This is a genomic window from Synechococcus sp. W65.1, from assembly GCF_047461615.1.
Classification (GTDB): domain Bacteria; phylum Cyanobacteriota; class Cyanobacteriia; order Thermostichales; family Thermostichaceae; genus Thermostichus.
Map to the genome: position 1 here is coordinate 4,562 of NZ_JANSHI010000008.1, position 18,349 is coordinate 22,910.

Sequence of the window (18,349 nt, forward strand, 5' to 3'; positions counted from 1 at the left end):
TTAGAAATGCTACCGATTAATCGGCCAGCCTAACTTCTATGAGCGTCCCTAGGGATTTGGTTAACCTGATTACCTTACTCAGCCAGAACACTTTGCCCACTTGGCTTTGGCTAGTCCTTTGGGGATCTTCTCTAGCAGTGCTGATCTACTGGCAAAGGCGGCAGCTGCAGCAAGCTCAGCTGGGCTTTGCAGACATCGTCATGCTGGCGCTGGCGGATACAACGGTTGTGGAGTGCAACGAAACTTGTCGGAAGGTTTTAGGCGATTGGCGGGGCAGGCGCTGGCTTGAGGCCCTGCCAGTAGAGGAGCAAGAGGAGGTGCGGCAGAAAATAGCCCAGCTCACTCCTCAGCACCCCTTCTTTAGCCAAGTCAGTAGGTTAATAGATGGGCGGGGAGAGGTGCGCTGGTTTGAGTGGGTCAACCAGGGCATCTTTGACTGGCGGGGCCGGTTGCAGTTTATTCGTGGGCTAGGCCGAGACATTACCGAGAAGAAGCAATTGGAAGAAAACCTGCGGCTGCGGGAAGCCCAACTGCGCGCTTTGCTAGATGCCCTGCCGTTATCGGTGTGGGCCAGGGATCCTCAAGGAGTGCTGATTTTACAAAATGCCACCGACCGCGCCTGGTTTGGCGATCTGCTGGGCACTTCTTTGGAGGAGGTGAATCAAGACCACTCCGATCGGCAGAAAGATTTCACCTCTGTCCTTCAAGGGGAAGTTACCAAGTGCGAGAGGAAAGAAATCATTCATGGAGAAGAGCGCCATATCTATTCCGTAGCCGTGCCCCTGAGGGAGCAATCGGAAGGTTGGGGGGTTCTCGGCGTTAGCCTAGACATCACCGAGCTAAAGCGCCTGCAACAAAAGCTAGCAGAGCAGCAGGAGCGCTTTCGCGCCTTCATCAACAACAGCCATGACGTCTTGTGCCGGATCGATGCCCAAGGTTTGCTATACATCCTAAATCCCCCAGTTGTTGAGAAAATTTTGGGTCGTGTCCCCAATTCGGGAGAAGCCCTGCCTTTGGATTGGGTTCACCCTGAGGATCGGCAGGTCGTTGCTGATGCTCTTGAGCAACTCAAGGCTCGGCCTGGCGAGACGCTCAGCTTGGTCTATCGGGCCCAGCATGCCGATGGCCATTGGGTGTGGCTGGAGAGCCGCTGCACCAACCTTTTGCAGGATCCTTTAGTGCAGGGGATTGTGTGCAGCAGCCGCGACATTACCCAACAAAAGCAGGTGGAACTAGCTTTGCGGGAAAGCGAAGCCCGCTTTCGGGAAATGGCCGAGGCTGTGCCGGTGAATTTCTTCGTATGTTCCGCAGATCTCAGCCAAGTTCTCTACGAAAGCCCCCGGTGTCAAAGCATCTGGGGATACACACCGGAGGAGTTTTATCAAAAACCGGATCTTTGGAAAGAAAGGCTTCACCCTGAAGATCTGCCCCGTGTTCTTCGATCTCTTCCTCGAGTTATTCGAGGGGAGCAGCCAATCACCTACCGCATCTTCCATCGAGATGGCAGCCTGCGCTGGTTACGCACTTCCTGTCAGCCTATTTTTAATGAGCGGCAAGAAATCATCCGCTTTGTAGGTGTTACGGAAGACATCACCGAGCAAAAAGAGGTAGAGCTGGCTTTACAAGCAAGTGAGGCTCGCCTTAGAGCTCTTCTGGACGGGATCCCTTTTTCCATCTTCCTCAAAGACCTGGAGGGGCGCTATCTTCACGCCAACAGGTTTTATCTACAACAGAGAGGTTTTGAGCTAGGAGAACTTATTGGCAAGCTGGATGATGAGCTTTTCACTCCCGAAGAGGCCCGCGAGTTCCGAGAGCAGGATCAGAAAGCTCTCCAATCCCCGGATCCTGTCAGCTACGAGCGGATTTTTTCCCGCAATGGCAAGCAATTGAGCCAGTGGGTTACCAAATTTGCCCTGCGAGATTGCCAGGGGTATCCCTATGCCGTCTGTGGCGTTGTTGTGGACATAACTCCTCTTAAGCAGGCTCAGGATCTGTTGATGCAAGAAGCAGAGCGGGAGCGACTACTAGGGGCTTTGCTGCGGCGGATCCGACAAGCTCTAGACCTGCCAGTTATTTTGCAAACAACCACTGCCGAGGTGCGGGAGTTTCTCCAGGTGGATCGGGTAATGATCTACCAGTTGCAGGAGGGGGTAGGGGGGTTTGTGGCCGCTGAGTCAGTGGTGGATCCCTGGCCCAGCCACCTGGGCCGCTACGTGTGGGATGAGTATTTCCACAGGGATCCCTGCCATCGCAAGTACCAGCAGGGCTTTGTGCAAGCCATCGAAAATGTGGCGACCGCCAGTTTGGATCCTTGCTATCGGCAGCTCTTGGAATCTTTCCAGGCCCAGGCCAACTTGGTGATCCCAATCCGACGGGGTGAAGACCTTTGGGGCCTCTTGGTGGCGCAGCACTGCCAATCCAGCCGCCCGTGGCAGGAGTGGGAAATTGAGCTTTTGCAGAAGCTGACCGACCAGTTGGCTATCGCGTTGCAACAGGCTCAGTTGTACGAGCAGGTAAAAGCTCTAAAGCAAACGCTAGAAGAAAAAGTGCGGCAGCGCACTGCGGAGCTAGAGCGGGCTTTGCAATTTGAGGCTCTCCTAAGAAGCATTACCAACCGCGTGCGCGATTCTCTCGACGAAGCTGAGATCCTCAGCGCCGCCGTGCGCGAGCTGGGAGAAAGTCTAGATGCCGATGGCTGCGACATCAGCCTTTACAACGCCGATTTCACCCTTGCCACCATCCGCTACGAGTATTGCCCCCGCTCGAAGTCTTACCTAAATCTCTCTGTACCTTTGCAGAGAGGCCCTTACGGAGACGTTCATCGACAACTGCTCAGAGGGCAGTCTTGTCTATTTTGCTTTTCAGGGAAAGCCCTGGAAAACCGCCAAGTAGTGATGGCTTGTCCCTTGCTAGATAAAGGCCAAGTCCTGGGGGATCTGTGGATCTTTCGATCGGCTCGGCGTCCTTTCGACGACCAGGAGATCCGACTTATCCAGCAGGTGGCCAACCAATGTGCCATTGGACTGCGCCAGGCGCGCTGGTTCCAAGCTGCCCAAGAGCAGGTGCAAGCTCTAGAGCGCCTCAACCAATTGAAAGACGACTTCATCAGCATCGTCAGCCACGAGCTGCGCACTCCCCTCACCAGCCTAAGGATGGCTCTCAAAATGCTGCAGATAGCTCCCTCTGAGGAGAAGCGAGCCCAATACCTGGCTATTGCCGAGCGGGAATGTCAGCGGGAAATCGAGCTCATCAACGACCTGCTGGATCTGCAGCGGCTACAAGCCGGGGCCTATGCCCTGAACATCCAAGCCCTCACCTGGCGGGAGCTGCTGGGGGATCTGCTGACGGTTACCCAAGAGCGGGCCCGCGCCAAGGGGCAAACTTTCCAAGCCAGCGTTCCCCTGGAGAGCTCCCTCACGACAGATCCCTTGCTCTTAGGGCGAATCCTGCGCGAGTTGCTGCACAATGCGGTGAAATACACCCCACCCCAGGGATCCATCCGCTTGCAGATCGAAACGGAAAATTGTCGAAGCCGCATCCAGGTCAGCAATAGTCAAGAGATCCCTGCCGAGGAGCTCACGCGCATCTTTGAGCGCTTTTACCGCATTCCCAGCAATGATCCCTGGAAGGAAGGGGGCACGGGTCTAGGCCTGGCCTTGGTGAAACAGATGGTGGATCAGTTGCGCGGATCCATCGAGGTCAGCAGCGCCGCCGGCTGGACAACTTTTACCCTCCACCTGCCCCATCTGCCGCAACTTTAATCCTCTTGGTGAGAATAGCTCCTAAGAGCTTGACTCAGTACTTGAGATCCCCTATCATTGCCTAGGGCGAAGCTACTGATACAGCCTCTCAATAAGCTTGGTCTAGAAAAGCAGGATTTGGAAGGGTTGGTCCGCTTCTAGGGCCAGATCCGTTGCTGCTGACGAAATCAGTGCAGCAGCTTTCCCTGAGATTTTTTTTGAGTTTAGGAGTTGGGTATGCGCTTATCGCGACGGCAGTTGGTTAACGCAGCTGTGTTGGGATCGGTAGCCTTGACAGTAGGCTCGCTGGGGCGTTCGGCTCGCGGCGCCAACCGGGAGGTCAACCTCTACACCTCTCGGCACTACAGCACAGATGAAAAACTATACGAACTTTTCAGACAGAAAACGGGCATTAGGGTAAACTGGGTGCAGGGCAACGCCGACGAGATTCTCCAGCGCCTCCGCAGCGAGGGAGCCAACAGCCCCGCTGACATTTTCATGACAGTAGATGTGGCCCGGCTGTGGCGAGCTCAAAACGAAGGCTTGTTTCAACCTATCCAGTCGGAGACGCTCGCTAAAAACATCCCAGAATCCCTGCGGGATCCGGAAGGCTACTGGTTCGGCCTGACCAAGCGGGCGCGAGTAATCATGTACAACAAGGACAAGGTGGATCCCAAGGAGCTGTCCACCTATGAGGATCTCGCTAACCCCAAGTGGCGGGGCAAGGTGCTCACTCGCTCCTCCAGCAATGTGTACAGCCAGTCTCTGACGGCTTCGATCATCTTGGCGCACGGGATCCCGGAGACGGAAAAGTGGGCGCGGGGCTTGGTGGCCAACTTTGCGCGCCCGCCGGAGGGGGGAGATATTGATCAAATCAAAGCCGTAGCCGCTGGCGTAGGAGACGTGGCCCTGGTCAACTCCTACTATCTGGCGCGTTTGGTCAAATCCGACAAGCCTGAAGATCGCGCTGTAGCAGCGAAAATCGGCGTCTTCTTCCCCAACCAAAAGGATCGCGGCACTCACGTCAACATCAGCGGCGCCGGCATTCTGAAAACCGCTCCCAATAAAGAGGCTGCCATCCAGTTTCTGGAGTTTCTCTCCGGCCCGGAGGCGCAGGCCATCTTTGCCCAGAGCAACAACGAGTACCCGGTGCTGCCAGGGGCGGAGATCGACTCGGTAGTGGCCAGCTTTGGCACCTTCAAGGAAGACACGATCAACGCCGCCAGCATTGGCCGCCTTACCCCCGAGGCCCTGAAAGTCATGGATCGGGCTGGTTGGCGGTAAGGGCTAGGTTCACCCAAAATGCCGGGGTTGCCGAGAGCCTTCTTCTTGGCTCCCCGGTATGGCTAGATCAGATTTTTGCCAGCTCTCAGGAATTGCCATTGCAGTTGATGGGAAAGCTAGCTTGGCTAAATTCAAGAGCGCTTGGAGGCGATGGTTCAGCGGCTGGACGTTGCTGACCGTAGCCTTGACGGGCTTAATTTTGATTCCCACGCTAACCGTGCTGCTCAGCCTCCTTGCCGACGAGCGGCAGGTTTGGGAGCATCTGGCTGACACGGTCTTGGGGCTATATGTGCGCAACAGCCTGCTGATAATGGCGGGGGTGGCGCTGGGAGTCATCCTGGTGGGCAGCGGCACCGCCTGGCTGGTGACGATGTGCGAGTTTTGGGGGCGGGCCTGGCTGGAGTGGATGCTGGTGTTGCCCCTGGCAGCCCCTACCTATGTGTTGGCCTATGCCTACACCGATTTTTTGCAAGTAACTGGGGGCTTCCAGATCTGGCTACGGCGGGTCACCGGCTGGGGGATCGGCGACTACTGGTTCCCCAACATTCGCTCGCTGGGGGGGGCAATCCTGCTGATGACGCTGACTCTTTACCCCTATGTGTATCTCTCGGCGCGGCTAGCTTTCCAGGAACAGTCGGTGGCCTGTTTGGAGGTGAGCCGTTCCCTAGGCTACGGGCCCTGGGCTAGCTTTTTCCGGGTGGCTTTGCCTCTGGCGCGGCCAGGGATCGTGGCTGGCTGCCTCCTAGCGTTGATGGAGACCCTGAACGATTTCGGCACCGTCAGCTACTTCGGGGTCGATACCTTTACCACCGGCATCTACCGCACTTGGACGGCCCTCGGCAATCCGGTGGCAGCAGCTCAGCTCTCGGCGCTGCTGTTGCTGTGGGTGTTGCTGCTGATGGGCCTGGAGCAATTCTTGCGCCGGCGGGCGCGCTACTATCGCCAAGGGCTTAGGCCAGCTCTAGCCCGCTACCGTCTGCAGGGGATCCGAGCGGTGGGAGCGTGGCTAGCCTGTGGGATCCCAGTTGGGCTAGGCTTTGTCGTCCCCGCCCTTATCCTGCTCCAGATGACCCTGCGCCAGGGAGCGGTGGGCCGCCACTTTTGGAGCTACGCCCGGAATAGCCTTCTACTAGCCACCATCACAGCGGTGATTGCCGTTTCGGTGTCGGTGGTGGTGCTGTATGGGCTGCGGCTGCAGCGGGGATCCACCTGGAGCCTGCGGCTGGCAGTGCGCTTGTCTTCTTTAGGCTACGCGCTGCCAGGTATGGTGATTGCCGTGGGAGTTCTGCTTCCCCTAGGGCGACTGGATCAACTGCTGAGCTACTTGCGGCAGGTGCTCTTTCAGCAGCCGCCCGGTTTGGTTCTGAGCGGCACCATCGCCGCCCTGGTATTTGGCTATTTGGTGCGCTTTTTGGCAGTGGCTCTAGCCACCGTCGAGGCAACCCTGCTGCGCATCCCCCCCAGCCTGGACGAGGCAGCCCGCAGCCTGGGGCAGGGATCCCTGGGCACCCTGTGGCGAGTGCACCTGCCGCTGATGGGAGGCGGGATCTTGGGGGCAATGCTGCTGGTGTTTGTGGATGTCATGAAGGAGCTGCCAGCCACGATGGTGCTGCGGCCTTTTAACTTTGATACCCTGGCCGTTCACACCTACCGCATGGCTGCCGACGAACGCCTGGCCGAGGCCGGTGCCCCTGCTTTGGCAATTGTCTTGGTGGGGCTCTTGCCTGTCATCCTGCTCAACTCCCAAATGGCCCGGCAGCGTAACTTGTACTCTTCCGGACGGGAAGAGACCTAGAGGGCCTCGGCACCTGCCACCACCTCGAGGATCTCCTGGGTAATGGCCGCTTGCCGAGCTTTGTTGTAAGCAAGGGTGAGGGTACGGATAAGCTCAGTGGCGTTGTCGCTGGCATTGCTCATAGCTGTCATCCGGGCCGCCAGCTCGCTGGCTGCTGCCTCCTGCAGAGCCCTCAGCAATTGATTGTTCAGGTACAGAGGCAGGAGCGCATCCAGGATTTGCACGGGATCCTGCTCGAAGATCATGTCCGGCGGCGGGGCTGAGACAGGAGCAACGATCTTGCTGCGCTCGACGGTAAACTCTCCCCCCCGCACCAGCAGGTTAAAGATCTCGTCGTCGCGAGCAGCCAGGCGCGTAGGGTCTAGAGGCAGCAGGGATTGCACCACTGGCCGCGAGCTAATCAGGGAGACAAAGCGGGTGTAGATGAGCTCCACCTTATCCACCTTCTCGGAGAGGAAAGCGGAGAGCAGCTCATCCCCAATTTGAGCGGCTTCAGCGGCAGTGGGGATCTGCGGCAGATTCACGTAGGTCTTGGCGATAGGGGCAGAGCGCCGCTGAAAATACTGCACCGCCTTGCGGCCTACCAGGTAAAGCTGCACCTGCTGCCCTGTTTCCTGCAGCTCGCCCACTCGCTCTTCAGTACGCTTGATAACGTTGGCGTTGTAGGGGCCACACAGACCCCGATCCCCGGCCACCACTAGCAGGCCCACTGTTGCCACAGGGCGCTGCTTTAGCAAGGGCAGCTCGACATTTTCCAGCCGCAGCCGCGTCTGCAGCCGATAGAAAACCTGGGCCAGGCGATTGGCAAAGGGACGGGTAGCCATCACCTGCTCCTGAGCCCGCCGCACCCGCGCTGCCGCCACCAGGCGCATGGCCTCCGTGATTTTACGGGTGTTCTTCACTGCCTTGATGCGATCCCGAATTGGCTTTAGCTTGGCCATAACCCTCTCTCTTGTTGGATCTGCCCCTAGGCTGCCTGAGCTACAAAGCTTTGCTTGAACTCTGCAATGGCGGTTTTTAGGATCTCTTCCGCCTCCTCGGTAAGCTGCTTGGTGGAGAGGACAATCTCGCCATATTTGGGATGGGCGGTGCTCAAGTAGGACAGCAGGCCCTGCTTGAAGCTGGAGACCTTCTCTAGCGGGATGTCGTCCAGGTAGCCCTGCGTTCCCGCATAGATAATGGCTACTTGCTGGTCCAAAGACAGGGGCGAATATTGGGGCTGCTTGAGGATCTCCTGCAGCCGTTGGCCGCGGGCCAGTTGCTTTTGGGTGGCCTCATCCAAGTCGGAGGCAAACTGGGCAAAGGCTTCCAGATCCCGATACTGCGCCAGTTCCACCTTCAGGGAGCCAGCGACCTTCTTCATGGCCTTGGTTTGCGCCGCCGAGCCAACGCGGCTAACGGAAATGCCAATGTTGATGGCTGGGCGAATGCCAGCGTTGAACAGATCCGACTCCAGGAAGATCTGGCCGTCGGTAATGGAGATAACGTTGGTGGGAATGTAGGCCGACACGTCATTGGCCTGGGTTTCCACAATCGGCAGGGCGGTCATGGATCCCTCGCCCAATTGGCGGTTGAGCTTGGCTGCCCGTTCCAGTAGCCGCGAGTGCAGATAGAACACATCGCCCGGATAGGCTTCCCGACCGGGGGGACGGCGCAACAGCAGCGACATCTGGCGGTAGGCTACTGCCTGCTTGGACAGGTCGTCGTAGACCACCAGGGTGTGCTTGCCTTGGTACATGAAGTATTCGGCAATGGTGGCCCCGCAGTAAGGAGCCAGCCACTGTAGGGGGGCCGGGCTGTCGGCGCCAGCAGCCACCACGATGCTATAGTCCATTGCCCCCCGCTCGGTTAGGATGTTCACCACCTGGGCGATGTTGCTCTGCTTCTGGCCGATGGCCACATAGATGCAAATGACGTCCTGTCCTTTTTGGTTGAGGATGGTGTCGACCGCAAGGGTGGTCTTACCCGTTTGGCGGTCGCCGATAATGAGCTCCCGCTGTCCCCGCCCAATGGGGATCAAGGCGTCGATGGCCGTGATGCCGGTCTGGAGCGGCTCATACACCGAGCGGCGGTCAATGATGCTGGGAGCTGGGGACTCAATGAGGCGAGTCTCGGTGCAGTGAATCGGCCCTTTGCCGTCGAGGGGATTGCACAAGGGATCGACCACGCGGCCCAGCAGGGCTTCCCCTACGGGAATGCTGGCAATTCTGCCTGTGGCCTTGACGGTAGAGCCTTCTTGGATGTTACGGCCGTCGCCAATCAGCACGGCGCCGACGTTGTCCTCCTCGAGGTTGAGAGCAATGCCCAGCGTGCCATCCTCAAACTCCAGCAGCTCACTGGCCATCACCTTCTCCAAGCCATAGATGCGGGCAATGCCGTCTCCTACCTGCAGAACCGTGCCGACATTGGAGACCTGCATCTCCCGGTTGTACTGCTCGATCTGCTGCTTGATGATGGTGCTAATCTCATCTGGGCGAATGGTAGGCATGGCAGTCCTCTCAGGAAAGGGGATCTCAAAACTTAAGCTAGCTGAGCTGCAGCGCCAGCCGGCGCAACTGGCCGCGCAAGCTGAGGTCAATGACCTGGGAGCCAATCTTGAGGATCACTCCGCCTAGCACCGTGGGATCTTGGCTAATCTGCAGCTCCACGCTGCTAGCTTGCGTGAAGTCCTTCACCCGCTCCCGGATGGATTGCTGCTGGGCTTCGGTCAAGGGCACTGCGGCGGCTACCTCCGCAAGAACAATGTTTTGCAGTTTCCGCTGCAGCTCCAAGAAACGCTGACAGAGAGCCCCAAGGAACATGATGCGGCGGCGGTCGGTCAACAGCTGAAGGGCGTTGAGCAGCAGCGGGTGGATCTGATCGGCAAACACCTGCTGCAGAAGGTTTTTCTTGGCTTCCGTCTTCACCAGGGGGCTAGCCAGAAACTGGCCCAGCTCCGGCGTGGCCTGCAAAACGGCGGCAATAAAGCGCACATCGGCGGTAAAGGTGTCTAGCAACCCCTGTCCAGAAGCCAGAGAAACCAAGGCCTCGGCGTAGGGATCCACTACCCTAAGAGCCATTTTCCGGTTCAGCATGGGTTTCCGTTTCTCCTGAACTCACCTAGCGGGCAAGCATTTGGATCCCTTGCTCAATGAGGCGATGGTGAATCTGCTCATTGAGGTGTTGCGGCAGCTCCTGTTCCACCTTGCGCAGCGCTTGGCGAACAATTTGGCGGCGCAGCTCTTGGAGAATTTGCTCTTGCTCGGCGGCAAGATCCCTTGCCGCTTTGGCGCGCAGCCGTTCGATCTCCTGCTCCACCTGCTGCAACAGCTCCTGACGGCGGGCCTCTGCGCTAGCTTCCGCCTGACGGCGAATGCGCTCTGCTTCCTGCTGGGCCTGTGCCAGCTTTTGCTGTTCCTCCGCCAGCCTCTCGAGGGCTTCCTGCTTGCGCTGCTCCGCCTGCCGCAGCTCTTCGAGGATGCTTTCCCGCCGCTTGGCCAGCGCTTCCCCCACCACTCGGCGACCCAAGAGGTACAGCAAAGTTAGGATAATGGCGATGTTGATGAGGTTGCTTTCTAGAACCGCCTCGAGGATCCCTGGCTCAGCCACGGCCAAAAGCCAAGCGGGCATCCAGCTAAACCCTAGCATCACAAGCTACTCCCCAGGGAACGTTTAACCAGCCACTCAACGGACGCTGCCTAGCAACTTCTCGGTAATCTGGGCGGCGATGGCCTCCACTTGCTGCTGCAGCTGTTCAAGGGCTGCTTGCTTTTCCTGCTCAACCTGCCGCCGCGCCGCTTCCAGCTTGGCTTGGATCTCTGCCTGAGCTGCCGCCAGCTTCTCTAAACGGATGCGAGCAGCAGCCGCTTCCGCCTCGGCAATCACGGCCTGCGCCTGTAGGCGAGCTCGGCTAATCTCTGCCTCGTACTCTTGGGCCAGGGCCGTTGCCTTCTCTAACCGCTCCTGGGCTTCCGCCTGGGTGGAGCGGATGTAGTCGTTGCGGCTGTCAATAACCCGAGTAACCGGCTCGTAGAAGAGAGAGTTAAGCACGGCTACCAACAACAGAAATTGAATGGCGATGATGGGCAGGGTGGCATCCAAGTCGAAGAGACCATTTTTCTCGGCGGCCTCGACGGCCAAAAGGGCTGAGGAGAGCATGGGGCCTCAGGGACAAAAACGGGATTCTGAGCTGAAGCAAGACTAGGGGGCAAGCCGGCAGGGACTGTCCAGACTGCCCCCAAGACGACAGCACTAGGAGGCGAAGGGGTTAGCAAACAAAAGCACCAGCGCCACCACCAAGCCGTAGATGGTCAGAGCTTCCATGAAGGCCAGGCTGATCAACAGGCTGCCGCGGATCTTATCTTCCGCCTCTGGCTGGCGGGCCAGCCCCTCCATGGCCGCAGCAGCAGCATTCCCTTGGCCCAGCCCTGGACCCAGGGATCCCAAACCAATAGCCAGAGCAGCAGACAAAACAGAGGCAGCAGAGGTTAACGAATCCATAGCCATCGTGAGATTCTCCTCGTCGTTACAGAACAGAAGTAGGCACGACTGCAACAGCGCCTTTGGTTTGAGGTGATCTGGCTGGAGTATCCGAGCCGATCGCCCCCTTGTCGGCGACCTCTGGGCACAGGCCCTCGGCCCCAACAAACCTTACCAAGCCCCGGCAACAACCCCCGGAAGAGGTGGGGAGAGCTGAGCGCCCCAGCCCTCGCCGACTCCTCGGCAGCTCAATCGTGGTGATCCCCACCCCCATGGCCTTCCAGCGCCTCTCCAATGTAAGCCGCCGAGAGGGTTGCGAAGATTAAAGCCTGAATGGCTCCGGTAAACAGGAACAGGATCATCACCGGCACCGGGATCAACAAGGGCACCAGCAACACCAACACCGCAATCACCAGCTCCTCGGCCAAGATGTTGCCAAACAGACGGAAGCTTAGGGAGAGGGGCTTGGTGAAATCTTCTAGAACGTTGATGGGCAACAGAACCGGCGTGGGCTCGATGTACTTTTTAAAGTAGGACAGCCCCCGCTTGCTGATGCCGGCCACGAAATACATGATACTGGTAAGCAGCGCCAAGCCGGCAGTGGTGTTGATGTCGTTGGTGGGAGAAGCCAGCTCCCCTTCCGGCAAGGGGATCAACTTCCAGGGGAAAAGATTCCCCATCCAGTTGGAGACAAAAATAAACAGAAACAAGGTGCCAACATAGGGCACCCAGGGCCGGAAGTTTTTCTCGCCAATCTGGGCACGGGCAATGCTTTGCACAAATTCCAAAACATACTCAACAAAGTTCTGCAAGCCAGCGGGCTCCCGCTGCAGTTGACGAGTGCCCAGCAGCACCACCGTCAAAATTAGGGCAATGGCAATCCAACTGGTAATCAGAACCTGGCCGTGGACCGTAAACTTGCCCAGGTGCCAGTAGAGGTGATGGCCAACCTCAAGCTCTGCTAGGAGAAAAGGCGAGGAGAAGGACGGGCTCATAAGCATCAGGAAGAGGAAGATAAACGGCTCAACGTCTGGACGAGGTAGATGAGCAGGGTGACCTTATACGTCATAAACCCAAAGAAGATGGGCAAAATCTGTAGGGACTTTACCTTCGCAGCCAAAACCATCAGCCCAACAAACAGAGCTAGGCGCGTCACCCCTAAGCGGCTGCGAGTTTTGCCCAGCTCTGCCACGCTGCGGCCCAGCATGCGCAGATAGACTACGCCGACCATTGCCCCTAGCAAGTAGTTGCCTGCAACCCCTGGTGAGTAAACCAAGGCCAACCCCAGGGCAATGGCCAGGCTCACGCTAAGGGTAACTAGCGCCAGCCATAACTGCAGTGCCGCATAGCTTCTGCCCACTGTCCCCTCGCGAGAGGTTGGCTCTGGCTGCAGCGAAGCTTGGCAACCCCTCTCCTCCTCATCGTTTTGAGAAAGGGGCACGTCCTCTAGAGGAGGCAAGGGCCTGGGCTTCCACTGGGCTGCCTTCCAGCGGCTGGGACTGTGGGAGAGAAGTCTGAAAGAAGGGGACATGGAAGCGGGATTCCTACCTCTTAGGGGTTGGCCTTAACCCAAAATACCATGGCTGAGTAACAATACTTAACACGCCAGGCCAAACCAAGGCCCTAGGAAACTCCCATCTGCCCTCCAGAAAGACGGCTGGCCCACGAGGTGTTCCTCTAAGAATCTACCACCTTCCTGGATGGGCAATGTCAAGAATTGGAAAACTTTCCAAAGGCCTGCGGCGTAAAGTCTTGGGGAGGGGTAGTTAGGAACTTGTAATATCCTGTAACCCTGGGGAATCTCGCTGCGGATCCCAGCATACTAGGGTCAGGAAGGAGAGAAGGAGAGGATGATCCCACAGGAGTGGCTGCTGAAAGCCATTTGGGCGGACTACAGCCTAGCTGTGGCGCTGACCGTGGTGGTGCCGCTAGCTCTCTTGGTTTGGGCTTTTGCGGTGGGGCTGGGGCCCCTGATCCAGCTTCTGATTGCCTACTGGCGGGTGTCTAGCCTGTTGGCGGTAACCGTATATCTCATGATTGGCGGCCTGCCCATCAGTTTCCTGAGCGGGGCAATGGCACGGCTTTTGATCCCGCTCAGCCTTTGGTTCTGGCGGGATTGGAGCACCGCCCTCGAGCAGTCGAGAAGCTGGGCAGCGCGGGCTTTCTTGCTCTGGCGGTGGATCCTGACTGGCTATATGGGGGTCGGGTTCTTCTTTTCAGGAGCCTTTGTGCCCTGCGCCTTCCAGGCTTCTTTGTCGCTCCAGTGTCGAGCCTGGTTTGAGCCGCCGCTGGGCTTTCGAGAGATCTTCCATCCCAATGTATCCCCCGAGCTGCTCGGGAGCCTAGGGGCCTGGGGCTTGGTAGTTTACCTACTCTACAGCGTCTATTTCGTTTGGCGGCTGCGGCCCCCTACCGAGAAAAGGGAGTTGGCAGCATGAGCGCCCTGCCCTGGCCGCTGGCTCTAGAGCGCTACAGCCAAGCCCACCCCCAGGAGGTGCTGCGGGTAGAGGTGGAAAGCGAGGGGGAAACGGACTTGGTGCTAATCTACCGCGGCTATAGCAGCTCCCTGCGCCGGCCCACTCCCCCCGATCCAGAGGTGCCGGTGATCCCTCCTCAGGCTCGCTTCTTACAGTTAGAGCGCCTTAGTGCCCCTTATCACCCTGAGCGCTCCCGGGTTTTGGCTCTCTACCGCAGCTGGGAGGAGGTGAGGGCTTGGCTAATCCAAGAAGGGATCCCAGTAGCCGAGTAGGGGAGGGCGGGTTTTAGCGCCCCACAGGCGCCGGCTGCCGCTGCAGGAGGGTGTATTCTGCCGGCTGCAGGAGGGACTGCCCCGTCATCTCAGGGGGCTGCGGCAAGCCCAAGATCTCGAGCAGGGTGGGTCCGACATCAGCCAAGGTGCCGCCGGAACGCAGCCTGGCGTCGCCACCGCGGCCCGGGATCTTGCGCTTTTCGCCCTCCACCAGAATGCAGGGCACGGGGTTGGTGGTGTGAGCGGTCCAGGGGTTGCCCTGGTCGTCCCACATCAGCTCGGCATTGCCGTGATCCGCAACGATGAGGGTGGTGCCCCCTACGTCTACCACTGCCGCCAGCAGGCGACCTAGGCAGTGGTCTACCGTTTCCAGAGCCCGCACCGTGGCCTCAAAGTTGCCGGTGTGGCCCACCATGTCAGGGTTGGCGTAGTTCAGCACCACCAGGCTGTACTCGCCGCGGGCAATGGCTTCGATAGCCTTGTCGGTGACTTTCCTCGCCGACATCTCCGGCACTTGGTCGTAGGTGGCCACCAGCGGGCTTTGAACCAAGATGCGATCTTCCCCAGGGAAGGGCTGCTCGAGGCCGCCGTTGAAGAAGTAGGTGACGTGGGCGTATTTTTCCGTTTCGGCAATGCGCAATTGCTTAAGGCCAGCCTCGCTTACCACCTGCCCTACCAGGTGATCCAGGTTCTGCGGCTTAAAGAGCACCTGCACCGGCAAGGTGGGATCGTACTGGGTCATGGTGATGAAGGTGAGGTCCGGAATAAGGCAGCGCTGGAAACCGGAAAAGTCGGGGCAGACGAAAGCTTGGGTAAGCTGGCGGGCCCGATCCGGGCGGAAGTTGAAGAAGATGACTGCATCTCCCGGCCTTACTGCTCCCGGCGCCAAACGGGTGGGGGGAATGAACTCGTCGGTAATATCCTGGGCGTAAAAGTCTGCCATCACCTCGGCAGCGCTGCGGCCACAGCCAGGGCCATCTTCCGTCATAACCTCGTAGGCCTTCTGGGTGCGCTCCCAACGGCGATCCCGATCCATGGCGTAGTAGCGGCCGCTCAGGGTGGCGATGACGCCGTTGCCCAGCCATTGCAGCTCTTTTTGGAGAGCGGCCAGAACTGTTGCCCCTTCGCAAGGGGGAGTATCGCGGCCATCGGTAATGGCATGAACGTAGGCAGGGATCCCCACCTGCGCTGCCAGTTTCAGCAGGCCGTAGAGGTGGTCAATGTGGGAGTGAACCCCTCCTGCAGAGCAGAGCCCGATGAAATGAAACCGGCCTCCCCGCCCCTTGAGTTGACGACAAACTTCCACCAAAAGAGGCTCTTGAAAAAGGGATCCCGTCTCAATGGCATCGCTAATGCGCACCAACTCCTGCGGCACTACCCGCCCTGCTCCCAGAGTTAGGTGGCCCACCTCGGAGTTGCCCATCTGCCCTTCTGGCAAACCCACGGCCCGCCCCGAAGCTTGCAGCAGGGTATGGGGATAGGTAGCCCATAGGCTATCCATGACGGGGGTTCGGGCAGCCAGCACGGCGTTGCCCTCCGCGGCCTCGCGATAACCCCAGCCATCTAGAATGACCAAAACTACCGGTGCCACCGACTGTGCATTCATGAAGCGGTCTCTCGCGTTTTCCAAAACATGATACCAGCCCCGCCAATACGGTACCGGATCCCTAACCTCCACTTTCTTTTAAGGCCAGCAATTGTCAATTAGCCGCGGGAGCTGGGCTGCAGACGCTTGCGCAGGGACTCGGCGCGGCGCTTGGCAATGGCATTTTGGGGATCCAGATTCAACACGGTCTCGTAGGCTTCCAGGCCAGGGCCGTAGAGATTTTTTTTCTCGTAGGCATGGCCCAGGTTATTCCAGGCGGTTACATAGGCCGGATCTGCCGCCACCGCATCTTTGTAGTAGCGAATGGCCAGATCGTATTGCCCCTGGCTAAAGTAGGCAAAGCCAAGAGCGTTGCAAACCGGGGGGATGTTTTCCCCAGCCACTTCCAGGGCTTTTTTGAGCTGGACGATGGCCTGCTCGTAGAGACCCTTTTGCAGGTAGACGCTGCCCAACTCGTAGTGCTCCTGGGGGGATCCCTTGCCCTTGCTTAGGCGGGGCTGGAGCTCGCGAATGACTTTTTCCTGCGCCCATAGGCGCAGCACCCCACGCAAGACAAAGAAACCCACCACCCCCAGGATGCCTGCCAAAGCTGCCAAGTAAAGGAGAGAAGCACTGGCAACCATTTTGTTACCCCACAATTAGCTCTTTAAGCCTGCAGGTGGGCCTCGATAAACCAGAGATCTTTATCGATTTGCCGCGAGATCTCGGTAAACAGGTCGGCAGTGTCGGCGTCCCCCAGCTCGGTGGCGCGGTCAATGTTGCGCCGAACGGCAGCGGCATACTGACCGTAGCGGGCCGCCAAAGCCTGCAGGTGAGCCCGACCGTCTTCAGCCGTCAGGTCGTATTCAGGCAAGCTCGAGGTTTGGGCGACAATGCGGGCCGTGCCGCGGGCAATGCCCCCCAGGGCCGTAACCCGTTCGGCCAGCATGTCCACGTAGTTTTCCAGGGTGCTGGCAAAGGTGTCAAACATCTCGTGCAGGGCGATGAAGTTCATGCCTTTGACGTTCCAGTGGGCCTGCTTCACCTGAGTCTTCAAATCCAGGGTGTCCGCTAAAGACTGGTTGAGCAGCTCCACCAGTTGCGCGCGGGCCTCGGCCGGCAAGTCGAGCTGAGTGGGGTAGAGACGGGTTTTTTCGGCGCTAACCATAGCCAACCTCCCAACTGTTGTGGAATCCGCTGGGGCCATCAGTCTGTCAGCTCCCAACTGGGCCTATACTAACACAAACTCAGAATGAGTATGAGTTAGCAAGCGGTTACTTGCCAATGCAAAAGCGGCTAAAGATCTGATCCAAGACTGCCTCGGAGATCTCCTCGCCGGTGATCTGGCCAAGGGCGTGCAGCGCCCCCCGCAGGTCGATGGTCCAGAAATCGAGGGGGAGCTGTTCCCGCATGGCCTGGGCCACTTGTTCTAGGCTGGCTTGGGCCTGGCGGAGGGCGGCGGCCTGGCGCTGGTTGAGGCTGACCTCCAAGTTGGGCTGGGGTCGCCCCTGGGTAACAAGCTGCTCCAGGGCTTCTTCCAGCTCTGGGATCCCCTTGCCCTGGGCGGCAACAGCAGGGACACGGTAGGTGATTTCGGGGGGGAGAGAAATGCCGTTGGGGGAGGCGAGGTCAGTTTTGTTGATCACTAGAATCAGGGGGCGGTGGCGGATAGAGGCATAGATAGCCGCATCAGCCTCCGTCCAGCCCGCCTGAGCATCGATGACCAGCACCAGCACATCGGCGGTCTGGGCCAGCCGTTGGGAGCGCTCCACCCCCAGCCGCTCCACCGGATCGTCAGTGGCGCGAATGCCGGCGGTATCCAGGAGCTGGACGGGGATCCCTCTCACCACCAACTGGGACTCCACCACATCCCGAGTGGTGCCAGGTAGATCCGTGACAATAGCGCGATCCTGCCCTGACCAGGCGTTGAGCAGGCTGGACTTGCCCACATTGGGCCGCCCGACAATGGCCACTTTCACCCCAGTGCGCAGCAGTTGCCCCCGTTCGGCAGTGGCCAGCAGGGCCTGCATCTGAGCCTGAATGTCTTGCAGCCGGGCCTGCCAAGCCGGGACATCCAGAGGGGGCAGATCCTCTTCAAAGTCAATTCGCGCCTCGATCTCGGCCAATAAGCCCAGGAGCGCCTGGCGCAGGGCGCGGATAGACTGTCCCAGTTTGCCCTGCAGACCCGCCAGCGCCATTTGAGCTGCCTGCGGAGAGCGGGCTGCCACCAGATCAGCCACACTTTCGGCCTGGGTTAGATCGATGCGACCGTTTAGGAAAGCGCGCAGGCTAAACTCCCCTGGCTGCGCTAGCCGGGCTCCCTGGCGCAGGCACTGCTGCAGGGTAGCCTGAACCACCATAATGCCGCCGTGGCAATGGAACTCCACCACATCCTCGCGGGTGTAGGAGCGGGGGGCCTGCATCCACACAGCCAGAGCTTCGTCCAGTGGGTGGCCCTTCTCGTCATGGATCCAGCCATAGAGAAGGCGATGGCTCTCCCAGGTGGCATTGCGGCGGGCGGGAGTAAAGATCGCCTGGGCAATGGACAGAGCCCGCGAGCCGGAAAGGCGCACAATGCCAATGCTGCCCTGCTCGGGCACCACGGCGGTGGCAATGGCAGCAATGGTGTCGGCCAGGGGTGTAGTGGGATCCATAGGTGAATGGGCTATGCCTCAGTTCCCTGTAGGCAGGAGCCCGGCCTTAACTCGAAAGAAGCTGTAAAAAGCTAAGCTCTCCCG

Annotated in this window: 17 protein-coding genes; 5 read left to right on the forward strand and 12 right to left on the reverse strand. The window is 58.9% G+C overall.

The features are described from left to right. Positions 1-38: 38 nt before the first annotated feature. The 3 genes from NW806_RS05830 to NW806_RS05840 all read left to right on the forward strand — a co-directional run bounded on the left by NW806_RS05830 (position 39) and on the right by NW806_RS05840 (position 6,819). Positions 39-3,761 (forward strand): PAS domain S-box protein, encoded by a 3,723-nt coding sequence (locus tag NW806_RS05830; protein WP_414410370.1) that lies wholly within the window; start codon positions 39-41, stop codon positions 3,759-3,761. 216 nt (positions 3,762-3,977) lie between these two features. Beyond that, the gene (locus NW806_RS05835; RefSeq protein ID WP_414410371.1) at positions 3,978-5,024 is read left to right on the forward strand and encodes a Fe(3+) ABC transporter substrate-binding protein; all 1,047 of its coding nucleotides are present in this window, start codon (positions 3,978-3,980) and stop codon (positions 5,022-5,024) included. Positions 5,025-5,193: 169 nt separating this feature from the next. Beyond that, positions 5,194-6,819: an ABC transporter permease gene (locus NW806_RS05840; protein WP_414410372.1), complete on the forward strand. Its 1,626-nt coding sequence runs from the start codon at positions 5,194-5,196 to the stop codon at positions 6,817-6,819. On the opposite strand, the gene NW806_RS05845 is transcribed toward NW806_RS05840, so the two are convergent. The 8 genes from NW806_RS05845 to NW806_RS05880 form a co-directional block, all read right to left on the reverse strand. Further along, positions 6,816-7,760, reverse strand: coding sequence for a F0F1 ATP synthase subunit gamma (locus tag NW806_RS05845; RefSeq protein ID WP_414410373.1), 945 nt, complete (start codon positions 7,758-7,760; stop codon positions 6,816-6,818). The genes NW806_RS05840 and NW806_RS05845 overlap by 4 nt on opposite strands. A gap of 26 nt (positions 7,761-7,786) precedes the next feature. Continuing rightward, positions 7,787-9,307 (reverse strand): F0F1 ATP synthase subunit alpha, encoded by a 1,521-nt coding sequence (gene atpA, locus NW806_RS05850; protein WP_414410374.1) that lies wholly within the window; start codon positions 9,305-9,307, stop codon positions 7,787-7,789. A 37-nt stretch (positions 9,308-9,344) separates the two neighbouring features. Then, positions 9,345-9,893, reverse strand: coding sequence for an ATP synthase F1 subunit delta (gene atpH, locus NW806_RS05855; protein ID WP_414410375.1), 549 nt, complete (start codon positions 9,891-9,893; stop codon positions 9,345-9,347). Positions 9,894-9,918: 25 nt separating this feature from the next. Beyond that, positions 9,919-10,428 (reverse strand): F0F1 ATP synthase subunit B, encoded by a 510-nt coding sequence (locus NW806_RS05860; RefSeq protein WP_414410376.1) that lies wholly within the window; start codon positions 10,426-10,428, stop codon positions 9,919-9,921. Between the two features lie 54 nt (positions 10,429-10,482). Then, entirely contained in the window at positions 10,483-10,956 is a 474-nt protein-coding gene (locus NW806_RS05865) for a F0F1 ATP synthase subunit B' (RefSeq protein ID WP_414405918.1), read from the reverse strand. A 93-nt stretch (positions 10,957-11,049) separates the two neighbouring features. Beyond that, positions 11,050-11,298, reverse strand: coding sequence for an ATP synthase F0 subunit C (gene atpE, locus NW806_RS05870; protein WP_414395918.1), 249 nt, complete (start codon positions 11,296-11,298; stop codon positions 11,050-11,052). 227 nt (positions 11,299-11,525) lie between these two features. Continuing rightward, positions 11,526-12,272, reverse strand: coding sequence for a F0F1 ATP synthase subunit A (gene atpB, locus NW806_RS05875; protein WP_414395700.1), 747 nt, complete (start codon positions 12,270-12,272; stop codon positions 11,526-11,528). A gap of 5 nt (positions 12,273-12,277) precedes the next feature. Further along, positions 12,278-12,808 carry a hypothetical protein gene (locus NW806_RS05880; protein ID WP_414410377.1) on the reverse strand — a complete coding sequence of 177 codons (531 nt, stop codon included), beginning with the start codon at positions 12,806-12,808 and terminating at the stop codon, positions 12,278-12,280. A 319-nt stretch (positions 12,809-13,127) separates the two neighbouring features. Between NW806_RS05880 and NW806_RS05885 the strand changes: the two genes are divergently transcribed. Both NW806_RS05885 and NW806_RS05890 read left to right on the forward strand, forming a co-directional pair. Next, on the forward strand, positions 13,128-13,715 hold the full coding sequence (locus NW806_RS05885) for a DUF3177 family protein (RefSeq protein WP_414410378.1): 588 nt from the start codon (positions 13,128-13,130) through the stop codon (positions 13,713-13,715). Further along, the gene (locus NW806_RS05890; protein WP_414410379.1) at positions 13,712-14,026 is read left to right on the forward strand and encodes a hypothetical protein; all 315 of its coding nucleotides are present in this window, start codon (positions 13,712-13,714) and stop codon (positions 14,024-14,026) included. The genes NW806_RS05885 and NW806_RS05890 overlap by 4 nt, the downstream gene beginning before the upstream one ends. Before the next feature lie 13 nt (positions 14,027-14,039). Here the strand turns inward: NW806_RS05890 and gpmI are convergent, their stop codons facing one another. The 4 genes from gpmI to mnmE all read right to left on the reverse strand — a co-directional run bounded on the left by gpmI (position 14,040) and on the right by mnmE (position 18,265). After that, positions 14,040-15,632 carry a 2,3-bisphosphoglycerate-independent phosphoglycerate mutase gene (gpmI, locus tag NW806_RS05895; protein WP_414410380.1) on the reverse strand — a complete coding sequence of 531 codons (1,593 nt, stop codon included), beginning with the start codon at positions 15,630-15,632 and terminating at the stop codon, positions 14,040-14,042. A 98-nt stretch (positions 15,633-15,730) separates the two neighbouring features. Continuing rightward, positions 15,731-16,255: a tetratricopeptide repeat protein gene (locus tag NW806_RS05900; RefSeq protein WP_414410381.1), complete on the reverse strand. Its 525-nt coding sequence runs from the start codon at positions 16,253-16,255 to the stop codon at positions 15,731-15,733. 23 nt (positions 16,256-16,278) lie between these two features. Beyond that, positions 16,279-16,779, reverse strand: coding sequence for a DNA starvation/stationary phase protection protein Dps (gene dps, locus NW806_RS05905; RefSeq protein ID WP_414395712.1), 501 nt, complete (start codon positions 16,777-16,779; stop codon positions 16,279-16,281). 106 nt (positions 16,780-16,885) lie between these two features. Next, the gene (gene mnmE / locus NW806_RS05910; protein ID WP_414405913.1) at positions 16,886-18,265 is read right to left on the reverse strand and encodes a tRNA uridine-5-carboxymethylaminomethyl(34) synthesis GTPase MnmE; all 1,380 of its coding nucleotides are present in this window, start codon (positions 18,263-18,265) and stop codon (positions 16,886-16,888) included. Positions 18,266-18,349 lie beyond the last annotated feature (84 nt).